Origin of the sequence: Tepidimicrobium xylanilyticum, assembly GCF_900106765.1 — a bacterium.
GTDB lineage: Bacteria > Bacillota > Clostridia > Tissierellales > Tepidimicrobiaceae > Tepidimicrobium > Tepidimicrobium xylanilyticum.
In genome coordinates, this window is sequence record NZ_FNNG01000002.1 from 265,413 (window position 1) to 282,938 (window position 17,526).

Annotated in this window: 18 protein-coding genes and 2 riboswitches; of the genes, 1 reads left to right on the forward strand and 17 read right to left on the reverse strand. The window is 33.1% G+C overall.

The window, feature by feature from the left end; genetic code table 11:
- Positions 1–9: 9 nt before the first annotated feature.
- The 16 genes from BLV68_RS03505 to BLV68_RS03580 form a co-directional block, all read right to left on the reverse strand.
- On the reverse strand, positions 10–1,317 hold the full coding sequence (locus BLV68_RS03505) for a cobyrinate a,c-diamide synthase (protein ID WP_093750949.1): 1,308 nt from the start codon (positions 1,315–1,317) through the stop codon (positions 10–12).
- A complete protein-coding gene (locus BLV68_RS03510; RefSeq protein ID WP_093750951.1) occupies positions 1,314–2,366 on the reverse strand; it encodes a pyridoxal phosphate-dependent aminotransferase in 1,053 nt (350 codons plus the stop codon). The genes BLV68_RS03505 and BLV68_RS03510 overlap by 4 nt, the downstream gene beginning before the upstream one ends.
- 4 nt (positions 2,367–2,370) lie before the next feature.
- On the reverse strand, positions 2,371–3,306 hold the full coding sequence (cbiB, locus tag BLV68_RS03515) for an adenosylcobinamide-phosphate synthase CbiB (protein ID WP_234949816.1): 936 nt from the start codon (positions 3,304–3,306) through the stop codon (positions 2,371–2,373).
- Positions 3,307–3,314: 8 nt separating this feature from the next.
- On the reverse strand, positions 3,315–4,157 hold the full coding sequence (locus tag BLV68_RS03520) for a cobyric acid synthase (RefSeq protein WP_093750955.1): 843 nt from the start codon (positions 4,155–4,157) through the stop codon (positions 3,315–3,317).
- A 16-nt stretch (positions 4,158–4,173) separates the two neighbouring features.
- The gene (locus tag BLV68_RS03525; RefSeq protein ID WP_093750957.1) at positions 4,174–5,349 is read right to left on the reverse strand and encodes an ABC transporter ATP-binding protein; all 1,176 of its coding nucleotides are present in this window, start codon (positions 5,347–5,349) and stop codon (positions 4,174–4,176) included.
- Positions 5,346–6,362, reverse strand: a complete 1,017-nt coding sequence (locus BLV68_RS03530; protein ID WP_093750959.1) for a FecCD family ABC transporter permease — start codon at positions 6,360–6,362, stop codon at positions 5,346–5,348. The genes BLV68_RS03525 and BLV68_RS03530 overlap by 4 nt, the downstream gene beginning before the upstream one ends.
- A 32-nt stretch (positions 6,363–6,394) precedes the next feature.
- Positions 6,395–7,591 carry an ABC transporter substrate-binding protein gene (locus BLV68_RS03535; protein WP_093750961.1) on the reverse strand — a complete coding sequence of 399 codons (1,197 nt, stop codon included), beginning with the start codon at positions 7,589–7,591 and terminating at the stop codon, positions 6,395–6,397.
- Positions 7,592–7,710: 119 nt separating this feature from the next.
- A riboswitch (cobalamin riboswitch) is annotated at positions 7,711–7,887 on the reverse strand.
- A gap of 222 nt (positions 7,888–8,109) precedes the next feature.
- A complete protein-coding gene (gene cobJ, locus BLV68_RS03540; protein WP_093750963.1) occupies positions 8,110–8,832 on the reverse strand; it encodes a precorrin-3B C(17)-methyltransferase in 723 nt (240 codons plus the stop codon).
- 100 nt (positions 8,833–8,932) lie between these two features.
- Positions 8,933–9,595: a precorrin-2 C(20)-methyltransferase gene (gene cobI, locus BLV68_RS03545; RefSeq protein ID WP_093750965.1), complete on the reverse strand. Its 663-nt coding sequence runs from the start codon at positions 9,593–9,595 to the stop codon at positions 8,933–8,935.
- A gap of 102 nt (positions 9,596–9,697) precedes the next feature.
- Positions 9,698–10,477: an ABC transporter ATP-binding protein gene (locus BLV68_RS03550; RefSeq protein WP_093750967.1), complete on the reverse strand. Its 780-nt coding sequence runs from the start codon at positions 10,475–10,477 to the stop codon at positions 9,698–9,700.
- A gap of 28 nt (positions 10,478–10,505) precedes the next feature.
- Positions 10,506–11,522 carry an ABC transporter substrate-binding protein gene (locus BLV68_RS03555; protein WP_093750969.1) on the reverse strand — a complete coding sequence of 339 codons (1,017 nt, stop codon included), beginning with the start codon at positions 11,520–11,522 and terminating at the stop codon, positions 10,506–10,508.
- 12 nt (positions 11,523–11,534) lie between these two features.
- Entirely contained in the window at positions 11,535–12,311 is a 777-nt protein-coding gene (locus BLV68_RS03560; protein ID WP_093750971.1) for a sirohydrochlorin cobaltochelatase, read from the reverse strand.
- Positions 12,286–13,107: an energy-coupling factor ABC transporter ATP-binding protein gene (locus BLV68_RS03565; RefSeq protein ID WP_093750973.1), complete on the reverse strand. Its 822-nt coding sequence runs from the start codon at positions 13,105–13,107 to the stop codon at positions 12,286–12,288. The genes BLV68_RS03560 and BLV68_RS03565 overlap by 26 nt, the downstream gene beginning before the upstream one ends.
- Positions 13,108–13,791, reverse strand: a complete 684-nt coding sequence (cbiQ, locus tag BLV68_RS03570) for a cobalt ECF transporter T component CbiQ (protein WP_093750975.1) — start codon at positions 13,789–13,791, stop codon at positions 13,108–13,110. It lies immediately after the preceding gene.
- A complete protein-coding gene (locus tag BLV68_RS03575) occupies positions 13,775–14,068 on the reverse strand; it encodes an energy-coupling factor ABC transporter substrate-binding protein (protein ID WP_200773622.1) in 294 nt (97 codons plus the stop codon). Before BLV68_RS03575 ends, cbiQ begins: the two co-directional genes overlap by 17 nt.
- On the reverse strand, positions 14,052–14,783 hold the full coding sequence (locus BLV68_RS03580; protein ID WP_093750979.1) for an energy-coupling factor ABC transporter permease: 732 nt from the start codon (positions 14,781–14,783) through the stop codon (positions 14,052–14,054). Before BLV68_RS03580 ends, BLV68_RS03575 begins: the two co-directional genes overlap by 17 nt.
- A 239-nt stretch (positions 14,784–15,022) precedes the next feature.
- Positions 15,023–15,198: riboswitch (cobalamin riboswitch) on the reverse strand.
- A gap of 286 nt (positions 15,199–15,484) precedes the next feature.
- Between BLV68_RS03580 and pdxS the strand changes: the two genes are divergently transcribed.
- The gene (gene pdxS, locus BLV68_RS03585; RefSeq protein ID WP_093750981.1) at positions 15,485–16,345 is read left to right on the forward strand and encodes a pyridoxal 5'-phosphate synthase lyase subunit PdxS; all 861 of its coding nucleotides are present in this window, start codon (positions 15,485–15,487) and stop codon (positions 16,343–16,345) included.
- A gap of 128 nt (positions 16,346–16,473) precedes the next feature.
- Here the strand turns inward: pdxS and BLV68_RS03590 are convergent, their stop codons facing one another.
- On the reverse strand, positions 16,474–17,448 hold the full coding sequence (locus BLV68_RS03590; RefSeq protein ID WP_093750983.1) for a FecCD family ABC transporter permease: 975 nt from the start codon (positions 17,446–17,448) through the stop codon (positions 16,474–16,476).
- Between the last annotated feature and the right edge of the window lie 78 nt (positions 17,449–17,526).

Here is a 17,526-nt window from a genome sequence, read left to right on the forward strand (position 1 = left end):
TTCTCCTCCTCATCTTTCCTTTTCTATCCTATCAAGTAAATAGTTAAGGGCCTTCATATTACCTAAGAAATTAATATGCGAATAAGCAGCTAATACATTTTTATATCCATATCCACATTGCCAACTTCTTTCACTTTTAGCCTTTTTTATATCAAATAAGGGCCTGTCTTCTATCTCTATAGCAGAACGGTGGAATTCATTAGCTTTTAACCTCTCTCCTTTTTTGCCTAATATAGTATCCTCCCTCAGCCTAATATTTGAATATCCAAATCTTTGGAGCCTATCCGTCATATGGGCCTTCCCTTTTAATATACCTACCATAGGATATCCTTCTATGTCCTCAACTAAATACATGAATCCGCCAGATTCGGCATATATATGTCCTCCTTCTTCTGCCATTTTTCTAATGGAGTTAATCATAGTTTTATTTTGAGAAAGTTCTTCTTTATATAGTTCTGGATATCCTCCACCAATATAGAGTAAATCGAATTTTGGCACTTCCTTATCCTTTATGGGAGAAAAGTATTCTACGTCACAGATGTTTTCCAGAAGTTTTAAATTCTCACTATAGTAGAATAAAAAAGCTTCATCATAGGCTATGGCAACCTTAATATCCCTTTTCTTTGGATATTGATAGTCACTTACTTTCAAGTCCTTCATTAACTTGATTATGCCATCTAGATCTACAGTTTTAACCAGGATTTCTGCAGTTCTTTCGATTATTCCCTCAGCATCTTTATTTTCCATGCTTTGGACTAATCCACGGTATCCCTCTCCTAAATTAAGTTCTTCGTGACTTTCTATATAGCCTAATACCTTTATGCCAATATGTTCTTCTACTATTTCTTTTAACAGCACATAGGTTGACTTATTTACCTTATTAAAGATGATACCCTTTATTTTTGATTTTGGAAAATCAACCATACCTTTAATTTTGGGAACGACTGAAAACATCTCTCCCTTAGGTGTATAAACAAGAATGGCATTTATATTTAACATATTAGATATATGGTAACTAGAATTTTCAAAGGTATTGTATATTCCATCAAAATAGCCCATTGCCCCTTCTACCACGCCATATTCCCCTTTGTTCATCGATATAGCTTTTTCTATTCCTTCCTCTCCCATCATATGCATGTCCAAATTTCCTGCCCTTTTCCTTGAAGCCAAGGCTAAATAGCTAGTATCAACAAAATCTGGTCCAGCTTTAAAAGCTGACACATCTAATCCCCTATTTTTAAAAGCTCTAATTAGACCAAGGGTAATTAAAGTCTTACCTTCATTGCTTTGAGGAGCTGTAATCATTATGGTCTTCATATTATTTCCTCCAATTCTTTAAAGGTTTCAATTAACTTTATGTTGCTGTTTCTATCTTTTATGGCTACTCTTATATAAGTATTGTCCAATCCATTAAAACTTGAACATTTTCTAATTATCAAGCCCCTTTTTAAGAAAAACTCAAATACATAATCTTCCTTCCATTTCAACAATTTTATAAGTATATAATTGCTGTGGGTTGGATAAGGCCTAATCCCTTGGATTTTAGCCAGCCTACCTAACAAAAAATTCCTTTCTCTTTCCATATAATCTTGGCTCTTCTTTATATAATCCTTACATTTGAAAATATACCTACCAACCCTATCCGCTAAAGCATTAACGCTCCAGGGCAGTTCTACTTTTTCATATTTTTCTTTAATATCTTTAGATACACAAGCATAACCTAAGCGGATACCTGGAAGGCCAAAGAACTTTGTAGCAGCCCTGATTATTCCTATATTTTTATAACTATCCTTCTTAAATATTTCAATACTATCGTAATCCACTGGACAAAACTCATAAAAAGCTTCGTCTAAAAGCAGGTATCCTTCCTTTTGCTTTACTATTTCATATAGTTTAATTAAAGTTTCTCTTTCTATCCTTAAGCCTGTTGGATTATTGGGATTCCCCAGAACCAGTAGAGCTTTATGGTTTACTACCTTTTCTATGGAATCTAAATCTATTGTAAAGTCTTCCTTATATTTTAATCTAATTACTTCCTTATTATGGATTAATGCCCTTTCTTCATATTCAGAAAAGGAAGGTAGAATAACTATTATTCTAGGATAGATTTGAGTGAAATTGTCTATTATGTCCACCGCACCATTACCTACTACCACATTTTCCATATCACAGTTTAAATACTTAGATATGCTGGATTTAAGACACCTATACTTTATATCTGGATAACTTGTCATATGGGATAAACTATTTATTAATTCCTTTTCCAAGCCTTCTGGAAATCCCAAGGGGTTTATGTTACTGCTAAAGTCTATTAATTCTCCCTCATAATATTTTTTATAGCTTATCAAATCTCCGCCATGTCTCATTTTTTCACCTGCCTAAAATGTATATTGCTACATAAAGCAATAAAAGTAATATTTCACTGCTATACATAATCTCAATGGTCCGTTTAATATCTTCCCTATTAGCCTTTCTAATCCTATCCCCTATAGTTGGCTTTTTTACCACCTGACCAAAATAAGAACTTTCGCCTCCTAACTGTATATTTAGAAGTCCTGCCACTGCTCCTTCTGGATAAGGTGCATTAGGGCTTTTATGGTTCTTTCTATCCCTTATCATTATCTTTAATCCATTTTTTACATCAAACCTAAATATTGAGGATATACACATTAAAGAACCTGTAAGCCTAGCAGGAATATAGTTAAATAAATCATCAACCTTTGCTGGAAAAAAGCCTAGGTCCATATATTTTTCACTTTTATATCCAAGCATAGAATCCATAGTATTCACCATCTTATACATCAAACCACCTGGAGCTCCCAATAGCATAATATAGAATAAGGGTGCAATTACTCCATCGGAAGTATTTTCCCCCACAGTTTCTATAGCAGCCCTTATTATTTCTTCTTCTGAAAGGTCATTGGTGTCCCTTCCCACTATAAAGGAAAGTTTATATCTAGCGGATTCAAGGCTTTTCCCCAGGGCATAATATACCTTCATTGCTTCTTTGTCTAAACATCTGGCTGCAATGCAGGTGTATATAAGGTATATGTTTATAATCTTATATAGTGTTTTATATTTCTCTATATCTTTTAATATTAAATGAGGCACAATAAAAGCAAGGGAAATATTTAAAACTACTATTAAGAAACCTCCAAATTTTAGATTTTTACTCTTCACTTTAAAAACTTTTCTCACTATCTTTTCTTCAAAAGATATCAGCCTTCCCATTAGCCTAACAGGATGAGGGAAAGTTTGAGGATCCCCTATTATCCAATCCAATATTACTGCTGTTAATATTTCCATAATCTCACCTAATCCAATTTAAGCAAAGAATATACATAATCCATATTTAAGTTTTCCCTTACTACTTTAGAAAGCTTCTTAAATTCTTCTTCCAACTCTTCCTCTTCCTGAAAAGTGTGATTACAAACTTTGTCATAATCCATTAAAGAATCTTCGTCTACTAATTCCAATGGAGTAAAAGGAACAGTTCCTATTACGGGTATATTTAATAGATTTTCTATCATTTCAATTCCTGGGTCTAAAAGTCTTTTATCCCCTCTGAATTTATTAATAATAAGACCTCTAATTCTCTTTCTTTCCTCTTCTTCCAAAAGCATGACTGTACCATAAAGGGATGCAAATACCCCTCCCCTATCTATATCTGCTACCAATAGTACTGGTGCATCTGCCATTTGTGCCATTCCCATGTTTACAATGTCATTTTCTTTTAAGTTTATCTCTGCCGGACTGCCTGCTCCTTCTAAAACTACAATATCGTATTCTTCTTCAAGTTGTTTGTAGATTTTTTTAACCATAGACCTCAATCCGTTTTTATAAGAAAAATATTCTATAGCATCCATATTTTTGTATAATTGTCCTTTTATAAATACATGGCTTCCTTTATCTGAAGAAGGTACAAGTAATATAGGATTCATATTGGGATTTGGCTTGATGCCCGCAGCCATAGCTTGTAGGGCTTGAGCAGTGCTTATTTTATATCCTTCTTCCGTTTCATAATATTTAGAAGACATATTCTGGGATTTAAAGGGTGCTACCCTATATCCATCTTCTTTGAATATCCTACATAGCGCAGTACATATAAAGGATTTTCCTGCTGAGGATGTAGTACCTTGAATCATAATGTTCGCCATTTTTTACCTCCATATTTCAAATCATATCTACCAGTTGGTTTAATAGGGATGAAATAGAAAAATGCTTTATCACATCTAAATCCATTTCTTCTTCCCTTAATGAAAGAATCTTTACCCCTTCTTGGGATGCAAAGCGAAGTAGTTCATAATTTCCTCTATTAATTCCTTTCAAACTAACTCCAGAATCTACAACAGCTTGACAATTCTCTATATACCTTTTGGCTTTATCTACCTTATCATATCCAATATCAATAAAACCTTCTTCTTCTATAGTCTCGTAAGCGAGGATCTTTGAAATATTATAATCTATGTCATTTTTGAATAATATGCCGCTATAAAAGCCAATTCCCTTTTTATTCAAAGCCCTATATATTTTAGTAGCCTTTCCACCTCCACCAATTACAAAAACTTTTGGAGAGTTTTCATTCCTTGACAGTTCAATGTTTCCTATAGTCGTATTATAAGAATAACCATTTAGTCCGTAAACTCTTTTTATGGATTCATCGGTTATTACATCTTCTGGTGTTCCATATCTATATATTTCGCCATCTTTAATAAGCATTACCTTATCGGCTATTTTGGGCACTAGGTCAATTTCATGTAAGGACATGATTATGGTTTTACTCTTTTCCAGAGAAAGTCTAGCTAGTACATTCAATAGATCCACTTTGAATCTAATATCCAAATAGGAAGTAGGTTCGTCTAATACCATAATATCTGCTTCTTGACAAATAGCCCTCGCAATCATAATCCTTTGTTTTTCTCCATCGCTTAGTGCTTTAAATTCCTTATATCTTAAACACTGGCCATCAACAATGTCTATGGCTTCATCGATAACCTGCCAATCCCTTTTAGTCAATTTGCCAAAATAATTGGTGTAAGGATACCTGCCTGTTGCCACTACTTCTTCAGCTATCATCATATTGGGCGCAATCTTTTCCGTTAACACTATGGACATTTCCTTAGCCCTATCCTTTAGAGATGAACCCTCTAAATCCCTTCCCAATACGGTAATTGAACCATGAAGTCGCTTTATATGGTCTATTATTGTTTTTAATATTGTAGATTTCCCACAACCATTGGGTCCTAATAAGCATAGTATTTCTCCTCGCTTTAAATCCATATTTATATCCTTAACTACAGTTCTTTGCCCATATCCTACGTTTAAATCCCTAGTTGAAAAAAATATCATATGGCCTTCCTCCTATTTATCATCATGTAAATGACTATAGGTGCTCCTATAAAAGAGGTTACAGTACTGATATTTAACTCTATAGGAGAAAATATCCTTCTAGCAAAATAATCTGACAATAGACAAAAGCTAGAGCCTAGCAAAAATATCCCCGGAATAAGAGCCTTAGGCCGTGAAGTATTCATCATCAATCTGGTTAAATGGGGAACAGCAATGCCTACGAAAGAAATGGGACCTGCAAAAGCTGTAACACATGCAGAAAGAATACTGGATAAAGTTATTAAGATTATTCTAAATACCTTAATATTTATCCCCATACTCTTAGCATAGCTTTCCCCTAATAAGTATCCTTCTAAGGGTTTTGATAATAAAAAAGTCAATATAACTGTGGGAATTATGATGATAAGGGAGAATTTTATCATACTCCAGGTTGCTCCAGAAAAACTTCCCATAGACCATAGCGTAAGGTTTGCAATCTTTTCTTGTTCTGCAAAAGTAATCATGAGGTTTGTCCCAGCCGATGCTATATATCCAAGCATTATTCCAACTACAACTAATGTGGAAACATCTTCTATCTTTCTTGCAAATACTAATACTAAAACCATAGATAATATACTGCCTACAAAAGAAGCTATAAAAATTCCAAATATCCCTGCATCAAATATTTTTAATCTAAAATTTGTAAGAATAAAAATTCCAACGAAAAACCTCGCTCCTGATGATACACCAAGGACGTAAGGGCCTACTATAGGGTTTCTAAAGAAGGTTTGTAGTAAAAATCCGGATATACCCAATGCGCCTCCAAATAATAGACCACAAACTATCCTTGGAATTCTAATTTTATATAGGATATTATACTCTAAAGTAGATAAATTCCTATTTTTTAACAAGATATCTTTTAAATCCTTTAATGTAAAATGGATGGAACCAGATATCATATTTATTATAATGGAAAATATTAGAAACATTGTTAGAGTAACTAGTATCAATATAGCTCTTTTGTTTTTGTCCATAGTATCTCCTCAATCTGTTCTTTTTATATTTCCTATTCCATTAAGAAAAAGTATTCTGTTTCGGTAATTTGTCCATGGGGAGTGGTAAATATGGTATAAAGATCTTCAATCATATCTGCTACTCGGTCAGCATGTTGGAAATAATGAGGCTTATATCCCCATACCCGTCCTTCTCTCACCGCTTTAATATCCGCAAAGTATTCAGCACTAGATTTTAAATCATCTATACATTGAATGCCACGACCAAGCCTATTGTTATAGAATAATATATCTGCATCTTCAATGCTCTTATACAGTTCTTCAGCATTCATCTTGCTATTCCCATCTTGGTCTGGGTTTAAATCACTTAAAATATATTCTCCACCAGCCAATTCAAGCATCTTCACCTCATAATCTCCTTTATTTCTTACATAGTATATGTCATTAGCTAGGAAAAAGGATGCGAATTTTTCCCTTTGTCCTTCTAAATTTGCTATCTTTTGTTCTATTTCTTCAATCTTTTTAAGCTGGACATCAAAAAATTCTGCTGCTTCTTCCTCTTTGTCAAATAAGGCTCCCATTAATTTTATCCATTCCAGTCTGCCTCTAGGGTCTGATTCCCTTTGGCTACCCCGAGATATCCACTTAATTCCCAATTCATCAAACTTTGCTGCAACCTCATCGGTGCCATGGCCTGTCCCAGTTGTAATCAATACTATGTCGGGTTTTATAGATTGTATAAGTTCGTAGTCTGGAGCACTATTTCTTCCTACATATGTAATCCTTCCTTCTTCCATTCCTTCCTTTACCTCTTGAATATGCCAATCGTCCATCTCAGTAGTAACTAGAGTTATCTTATCTAATAAACCTAAGGGTCTTAATTCGGCAGCAGCAGTCGTTGCAAATACACCTACCGATTCTATAGGCAATTGAATAACATTTATATCGGCTTTCAAATCAGGAACTTCCTTGCCTTCAGGAATCAATAAAGTCTTTCTACCATTCCATTCGGTTATTATTTTGTAACCACCTTCGTAATAATCCACCGAAAAGGATTTTGCATATTTTAGTTCCATTTCACCAATATGGACTAATCCAGTATCCTCATCTACATTCCTCTTTATAGCTTCTTCAACATCTTCTTGAGAACTTATAACCTCATCTTTCTCCTGGCTTTTACAGCCTGTTAGCATTAATAGCAATACCAATGTTACTAAAATTACCCTGATAAAAATGTTTCTTCTAACCATATCCACCTCTCCTTTACCTTTTGTAAATATACATTAACTCACCAATATATAAGCCCTACCTTCGAAAGGTAGGGGAATTTTAAGCACAAAAATAAGCCTAGCCTTCCCTCCGAAGGTTGGTTAGCTATAAACATTAGGCAGGTCTCCTGACTTTTGGTCATCCTACTTTCAACGCCTTCCCGAGACAGTCTCAGTGGCATAAGTTGATTTCGTCCCAATTACAGTAGCGGGGGCTGTACTGGATTTTCACCAGTTTCCCTTTTAATCCATAAGGAACCTAATATTTACAATATTGAACTTTCCAATCTTGATTCTATCATAGTCCAAATTTTGATGCAACAATTCTCAACAGACTTCCAGCATAAGGGAATTTGCTTTTTGATTTATATCATTACTATATTTTACATAGGGCTTTTAACTTAAGAAAACATCTTTCCAGTAACAATTGGAATAATAACAATTTAATTTTTGCTCAATCTATAAATTTAATAAATTCACCAATGCCCCTATTATCCAAATTATCCTATATGATACCCTCTTGGAGTTATCATTTTATTACCTTTCACATATGTATTGCTATTTCCTATTATTAATATACTTAACATATCCACTTTTTCATAAGGAATGCTCTGTAAAGTAGTTAATATTATTTCTGTATTAGCACGACCAGAATTTCTAACTATTCCAACAGGAGTATCTTTTTCTTTATATTTTAACATTATTCTCACTGCTTTTTCTAAATGATTTCTCCTGCTATTGCTTCTAGGATTATATATTGTTATTACAAAATCCCCTTCTGAAGCTTTCTCAATCCTTTTTTCAATAGCCTCCCAAGGAGTCAGTAAATCACTAAGGCTAATAGAAGCAAAATCATGCATAATAGGTGAACCCAGTTCGCTGGCTGCAGAAAAAGCTGCTGTAACCCCTGGAACTATCTCTACCTCTATTTCTTCTTTTAATTCCAATATGGGTCCAGCCATACCATAAAGCCCAGCATCTCCAGTTGAAATTATGGCAGTATTATGTCCTTCTTTTGCTTTTCTTATTGCCAATTTACATCTATCTATCTCTCCCTTCATTCCTGTAGAATAAATTTGCTTTCCTTCAATTAAATCCCCTAGATACCCTATGTAAGGGGTATATCCAATAATAATATCACATTTTTTTATAGTTTCTATGGCCTTTAAGGTCATATGCTCTCTGCCTCCTGGCCCTATACCAATTACATACAACTTAGACATATCTTACCTCCTTTGATGCTAGGCTTTCAGTATATTTGAGTATATTGGCCTTTTTAGTAATTACCGAAAATGGATACACATTTGGCTGATCTCAATAAATCTAATCATTGTCTTTCTTCCTTCCTAGGATAAGGGACATATAATCTTTATCATTTATTATTTCTTCTTTGTCAGTAAGTACATGTTCATCTTCTAGGCTTACCCTTTTTACATACGTATAATTAAAGCCCTTTCCATCCAATGACTCTAATATTGCTTCTTTATCCCTTAATGTCTTTAATATACATAATGTATCTGTATCATCCAATAATTCCTCACAAAATTCATCCATCAATAAAAATTTATCCCCTTTAATTACCAAAGGAATTTTCGTTTGAGCAGCTGCTGCAATAAATGATGGTATTCCCGAGATAATATCTATTTGAATTTCCCTTTTCTCTAATTCGTTCATGAGATATATAAAGGTGCTATATATCATAGGATCTCCTATGGTTAAATAGACTCCACATTTGCCTTCTGGAATTAAATCATGGATTGTGTCAGCTACATCAGTATAATCTTGCTTTGTAACCTTCCCCATTGGAAAATTCAGTAATATGACCTTTTTATCTTGCACATATTCCTTAACAGTATCTAAAGCCATATTTTTTCCCTTATTATGCGGAGCAAAGATTATATCAGCTTCTCTAATCCTTTTTACTGCTTTTATGGTCAGTAATTCCTTATCACCTGGACCTGTACCTATAGCATATAATATTTTCATTATTACACCCCTTTAACTTAAACTATGGACCAATCCCCATTAATACTTTATCATCCATATAAGAAGCAATACTTCCACACAACCATTCAATACATACATCTTTTAATTTGCCTTATAGGGTATAAAATAGGGACAACGGTTTATTTCATCTCGATATATGTGACCTTTCACGTTAAACACCTCTTTTAGCAATCTTTCATTTAAAACTAAATTGGGATTATTATACTCCCATATTTGTCCATCCTTTAATACCAATATACTGTCTGAAAACCTAAATGCTTGATTTAAATCATGCAACACCATTAAAACCGTTAAACCCAAAGTTTCATTCAGTTCCTTAACCAATTGTAATATTTCTAGTTGATAGGATATATCCAAAAACGTAGTAGGTTCATCTAATAACAATATTTCTGGTTGCTGAGCTAGGGACATGGCTAACCATGCCCTTTGTTGCTCTCCACCAGATAAAGTGGCTAAATGTCTATCTTTCAATTTTACTATTCCAGTTTTTTCAATAGCCCAATCTATTATTTCATAATCTTTTTTTCCCAACCTTTGTCCAAATTTTAAGCGGGGGTATCTACCATAAGAAACTAGTTCCCTTACAGTAATATCGTTAGGAGTGTTTTTAAATTGGGGAAGGATAGCCATCCTTTTTGCTACTAACTTAGTTGGCAATCTTAATATATTTTCATCTTCAAGATAAACATTACCCTTTGCAGGTTTTATACACCTAGACAAAACCTTTATTAAAGTAGATTTTCCTGAACCATTAGGTCCTATTATGCTTACTACTTGGCCTTTTTCTACCTTTAAGCATATATCCTTTAATATTTCTTTTTCTCCATAGTTTACATAAAGATTTTCTGCCCTTATGACCATGTATTCACCTTCTTCCCATAAAACCTCTCTACTTAAAAATATCAGGATAAAGTATTTCTGCTAATCCTTTATAAGCTTCTGCATATCTATGATTTGGTTTATACATATATAAATCTTTTGGCAAGAATATATATCTATCCTCCTTTACTGCTTTTAATGAACTCCAGGCTGGGTTATCTTCCACATCTTTTTTAAGTCTTTCTAATATCTTTTCTTTATCAAAACCACTAGTTTGTACAAATATAAAATCTGGATCTTCTTCTAACACTTTTTCCATACTAAAGGCTATTGCTTCAGGTCCTGTAGCTACTGAATCGGATATATTAGTAGTATGTAAATCTTTTAACATCTCTCCTACTGTAGTATCAGAACTCCTTGCGGTAATACGCTTTGCAGTAGCCATCATCAATAAAATTTTATAATTCCTGTCCTTTGGTGCCCTTTCTATTATTTCTTCTATATCCTTCCTAACTTTAACTGCGTATTCTTCATATAAGTCATCCCTTCCATTTATGGCTGTAAATATCCTTGCCATTTTAAAATAATCATCCTTTGTGAAATAATTTAATGCTATAATATCAATACCATTTTGTTCAAAAATAGGTACTAAGTCCATTTGGTGTTTTTGATTGGAATTTAAAATTACCAAATCCGGTTCTAAAGATAATACTTTCTCCACACTTATCGCTCCCTGCCTACCTACTGTTTCAACATCTCTGGCTTCTTCTACTACTTTTTCTGCCGCTTCCTCCAGTCTCCCAACAACAGCACCTCCAGATTTGCACCAAACTTCAAGATAAGAATTAAACAATACTACTACCCTTTTCGGATATTTAGAGATAGTCACCACTTCTCCTCTTCCATCTTCAAATGTGACGGAATCCTCATTAATTTCTATGCCATATTTTATTTCTTCCTCTTCTGCCTGTCCACCATTTACTTCCTTTGATCCTACGTTAGTTTCCAAATCTTGTTTATTAAAACAAGCAGTAAATAAAAATAAAACTAAAATCAATAACAATGAAACCAATACCTTCCTCCTCATTTTCCCCTCCTGTCAATCCATTATCTTTTCTATATGCTGCAAGTAAATATCTTGTATTTCTCTCAATTGACCTAATCCTTCAAGTATTCCTTCTACATTAAACCCTTCCTTTTCTAATATGCTTTTCCACGAATCCTCTTCTTCTGATACCATATCGTTAATTACATGATCTCCTGCTACTAACATAAAGGGTCTTAAAAACACCTTTTTAACTCCTTCGTTTTTCAGCTTAGGTATTAAATCTTCAATAGTAATCCTACCTTCTACAGTAGCTATAGATACTTTTTCATAACCCTTTTCTCTAAAAATCTTTTCTAATTTATCATATGATATATCTGTTTCATGGCTTGTACCATGCCCCATAAGTATAATCCATTCATCAGCCTTTACATCTGGTAAATTTAATATTTTAACTATCTTTTCATAATCTTCATCATCATAAAGAAGAGGTTTACCTATTTTGACTGAACAATCTCTATTATCCTTTATAAACTCTTCTGTCTGTCTTAGTATTTTTTCATATTCATAACCTGATAATATATGAAGAGACTGAATGTATATTTCCTCTATTCCATCGTTTTTCATCTCTTCTAAGGCTTCTCTTATGTTGTTCACATTATAATTATCCCTTTTTTTAAGTTTGTTAATTACCATCTGAGATGTAAAAGCTCTCAATACTAAAAAATCCTTATATTTTTCCCTAACTCTATTTTCTATGCTTTCAATACATAGTTTTCTAGTCTCCTCGTAAGTTGTACCAAAACTAGCTACTATAATCCCCTTTTTCATAATCCTTTCCTTTCCATTGAAATAATTGTTTTTCATTTTTACATAATGGTAGGCCTAATTCTTGATGGGCTTTCACTAGCCAAGGTCTTTCCAAACATGCTTTTTTCAATAAATCATCCCTTAGAAATACATCTTCTGGTGATCCTTCACCCAATATTTCTCCCTTTCCCAAAATATAAACATAATCACAAACTTCATAGATTAAATCCATATCATGGCTAGATAATACTATTTTCTTTTCTTGACTAAGTTCTTCTATTATCCTTTTTACCTCTTTAGTCATGTAAGGATCTAATCCATTTGTAGGCTCATCTAACAATATTAAATCCAAATCCATTGCTAAGATCCCAGCTATAGAAATTCTCTTTTTCTCGCCATAACTTAAAAAATGTGTAGGCTTATCTTTTAAATCATAGGCATTTACCATCTTTAAAGCCTTCTCAACTTTTTTTACAACTTTTTCTTCACTCAAACCTAAATTCCTCAAGGGAAAAGCCACATCATCATATACCTTGGAGAAAAATAACTGCTTATCTGGATCTTGAAAAACCATATTTACCTTTTTTCTATACTGTCTCAAAAATTTCTTATTGTATTTTATAGTTTTATCCTTGTATTTTATCTGTCCTTTAGTGGGTTTTAATATACCTATAATACTTAAAAAAAGAGTAGATTTGCCAGAACCATTGGCTCCAACAACCCCAATAGTATTTCCTTTTTCTAAATCCAAATTAATATTTTTTAAAGCCTCTGTTCCATCCTCATATTGATATTCCAATGATTCTATCTTTATCATCTAATCACCTATTTTAAATTCTCCAGTGTATAATTTGGTATCTAAAGAAATTACCATATCCTTATATCGAATTAATAGTCTAATAAATAAACATTTTATGAGTAAAGCTATAGATTTATAGCTATTTTTCATATTGATATAGCCAAACTTCATCTCTTGAGCCATTATTATATCTTTGGATTCTTCTAAAAGAGTAAATATAAACCTATAAATCAGCAGCACTAGTTCTATTAAGGTATTTGGGATTTTAAGCTTTTTAAGCACCCTTATTATGTCGTTTAATGGAGTTGTAAGTCCTAAAAAAAGTGTGGAACTAATTGCAGCTAAAACCCTTATTCCAACTTTTATAGATCCCTTTAAAGATTCGTAATTGGTCCCTAGGTATTTGCCCCATATTTTAATACTCCAAATAAACCTATTTTCCTCAGAAAAGCTCAATAATAAAGTTACAATGCTAATTATTAAAAAAATAGTAGGTATGACCATTAACTTGCAATATTTATTCCATGGAATTTTAGCAGCAAATATGGTTAAAAAGACCATAAGCATAAATAAAAATAAATTAATATATAAATTGTCTAAAATTGTGGCAATCAACAAGGTCCCTATGACAAAGATAAACTTTGTCATAGGGTTAAAGTTTGCCAATCTATTAGTATATGCATACTTATCTATTAACAGCAATTTTTCGTTTCTCCTTCATCATTCCAAATATATATCCAATAGCTCCCGCACCAATGGCCACCTGTAAGGAAAACAACAAACTCTCTATTTCACTGCTTGGTGGTTCCCATATGGCATCAAACCAAGGTTCATAATCTGGATTTATCTCTGTTATAACTCCTTCTGCTTGACCATCGGCTCCTTCAAATTCTGCATCTTTTTTTATAAACAAAGGAGTTATAACCATAACAATAGCTAATAGTATAAGTAAAAGATTTGTTTTATTCAATAGTTTCAATATGAATCTCCCCTTCCTTACCATATTCAGCTAATAAATTATAGACTATAGCAGTTATTATTCCTTCTACTATTGCTAGAGGAATTTGAGTAACAGCAAATACAGATAAAAACTTTCCTAAAGATCCAACAAAGCCTGTTATGGAATCAGGAAATGCTAAAGATAGTTGGATTGCAGTTACCACATAAGTCATTAAGTCTCCTAAAAATGCTGCTAGAAATACGGGAAAAGTCGTATTCCCATTTTTGTTTTTTAATAGTTTAAAAACACTATAAGATATTATAGGACCAACTATTGCCATGGAAAAAGTATTAGCACCTAAAGTCGTTAGCCCTCCATGAGCCAATAATAATGATTGAAACAATAAAACTATCAATCCTACTACCGTCATTGTGGTAGGTCCAAACAATATGGCCCCTAAACCTACTCCTGTTGGATGAGAACAACTCCCTGTTACGGAAGGTATCTTTAATGCAGATAGTACAAATACAAAACCTCCTGCTAATCCTATAAGTACTTTTTGATTTGCATCCCCCTTAAATATTCGGTGTATCTTTTTAAAACCTATAACAATAAACGGCAAAGATGCAATCATCCAAATAACTGACCATTTAACAGGGAGAAAACCTTCCATAATATGCATAGCTTGCCCAATACCTGGACTTAAAAACATAAGTAGTAGAATAGATAGGAACAACTTTGTACTGTTTTTCATAAAACTCACCTCTCTTTTTTGTTTTTAGGTCAAATTACCTCCCAAATTTATTAAAAAAGTAATGTTAAAAAATAAGAAAACTTATAATTTTGATAGGCTAAAAATAAATAGTCCCTAACCTTCTTGGTTAGGGACTATTTGATAGTATAATTTAAATATGATCATAATCAAAAACATAAAATACAAAACATAAAACATAACCATATTTAAAAGTATAAGTTTTCCCTTCCCACCGAAGGTTACTTAAAAACGACTAGGCAGGTCTCCTGACTTTTGGTCATCCTACTATCAACGCCTTCCCGAGATAATCTCAGTGGCATATGTTGATTTCGTCCCAATTACAGTAGCGGGGGCTGTACTGGATTTTCACCAGTTTCCCTTTTAATCTAATAGAACCTAGCGTTTGTAATATTTAGTTTTCGTTTTTTATTTTATTACTTCACCCATATTAAGGTATTTTTCTTTGTCGTTTTTCGGGTAAATTTCTTTAATGCTTTTTAAGTTTATTATGGAGATTTTTGCCCATTCTCGCTTCAACACAAATAATATAATAATTTAGTTGTATTGTCAATAAATTATTTTCATGTTTATGCTTCAATATATTGTATGCATACACTATATTGATACGTTGACATTATATATACACTTTTGATATTATATAGATACACCAAAAACTGTATTTATGAAAAGGGGGATGCTTTATGGTTAAACTAAAATCAATAAATGAAAAGCTTGCAGGTGGTGTTATAATGGATGTTGTGAATGTCGAGCAAGCTAAAATTGCTGAAAGTAGCGGTGCAGTTGCTGTTATGGCATTAGAAAGAGTTCCTTCAGATATTAGAAAAGATGGCGGAGTTGCTAGAATGTCAGACCCTAAGTTAATAGAAGATATATTAGAAGCTGTATCCATTCCAGTAATGGCAAAAGTCAGAATTGGTCATTTTGTTGAAGCACAAATTCTCGAATCTTTAGGTGTGGATTACATAGACGAAAGTGAAGTCTTAACACCAGCAGACAATAATTACCACATAAATAAAAAAGCTTTCAATACACCTTTTGTTTGTGGGGCAAGAAATTTAGGAGAAGCACTAAGACGCATAGGTGAAGGTGCATCAATGATAAGAACAAAAGGAGAAGCTGGTACTGGAAATATAGTTGAAGCAGTAAAACATATGAGAACAATGATGTCACAAATAAGACAGTTAGAAAATATGCCTAGAGAAGAGCTTATGAGCTTTGCTAAAAAAATAGGTGCTCCTTATGACCTGGTGGTATATGTTGCTGAAAATGGTAAATTACCAGTGTTAAATTTTGCAGCAGGTGGAATCGCTACTCCAGCAGATGCTGCCTTAATGATGCAATTAGGTTGTGATGGTATTTTCGTCGGTTCAGGTATTTTTAAATCTCAAAATCCAGAAAAAAGAGCAAAAGCCATTGTTAAAGCTGTCCAAAATTATAATAATCCAAAAATATTAGCTGAAGTTTCAAAAAACCTAGGGGAAGCTATGATAGGATTGGAAATTAACGATATCCCTAAAGAATACCTGTTTGCAAAAAGATAAATTAAAATATAGATGAAGGAGAACTTGTTTTAAACAAGTTCTCCTACCCATAGGAAAAACATAATGCTATAAACTCCACTATATTGTACCGTTAATATTGTACCATTAATTTTTACTTACTAATCCACTTATACCCTCTCTTTCCTTCTTAATAGAAATAAAAAGAAAGGTGCCCCTAAAGCTGACATTATTATTCCTACTGGAATTTCCATTGGTGCTAACAATACTCTAGCCACAGTATCACATAACATAACTATTGTTCCTCCTAAAAAAATAGATCCTGGAAATAATATTCTATAATCCGAACCTATGAACAATCTAGCAATATGAGGAACTATAAGTCCAACAAAACCCAATAAACCAACAGCAGAAATAGCTGCTCCTGCTAATAACGATGATAGTATTATGAATATAAATCTGGTTCTTTCAACATTCAATCCAAGACCTGTAGCTATTTCATCTCCTAACATTAATATGTTTAATTTTGTTGGCAATAGTAATACTAATAAAACTCCTACTAATGTATAAGGAAGTATCATCTTTACCTGAACCCAAGTGGTAGATGATAAACCGCCTACCATAAAAGATATTACACCTGCTACTCTGTCAGGATAAAATGTCATTAATGCATTTATACCAGCATTTAACAAAGACGATACAGCTACCCCTGCTAAAATTAATCTGGTTGGTAATACTCCATCTTTCCAAGCTAATATGTATATGAATAGGGTAGCCAACAATGAACCAACAAATGCTCCCATAGGCACTAGATAATAGAAATCAGGAAATAAGATAAGCAAAATTAATACTGCCAAACCTCCCCCCGCAGACACTCCTATAATATTTGGACCTGCTAAAGGATTCCTCATAACTCCTTGAAGTATAGCTCCAGATAATGAAAGACATATGCCTACAAGGCCTGCCACTATAGTCCTTGGAAGCCTGACATTCCATATAACTTGTCGATTGATACTATCCTCATGAGATAAAATTGCTTTAACTATTCCTTTTATGGATATTTTTACTACCCCATTACAAAGGCTGATAAAAAAACTTAACATAAATAGAAAAATAAATACTGTAATTACGTATTTCTTTTGCATTGCCCACCTCTTCCTATGTCCTATTCCTAATAAAAGTCCTACCTTCTAAAGGTAGGACTTTTTTAAATAAATAACGTG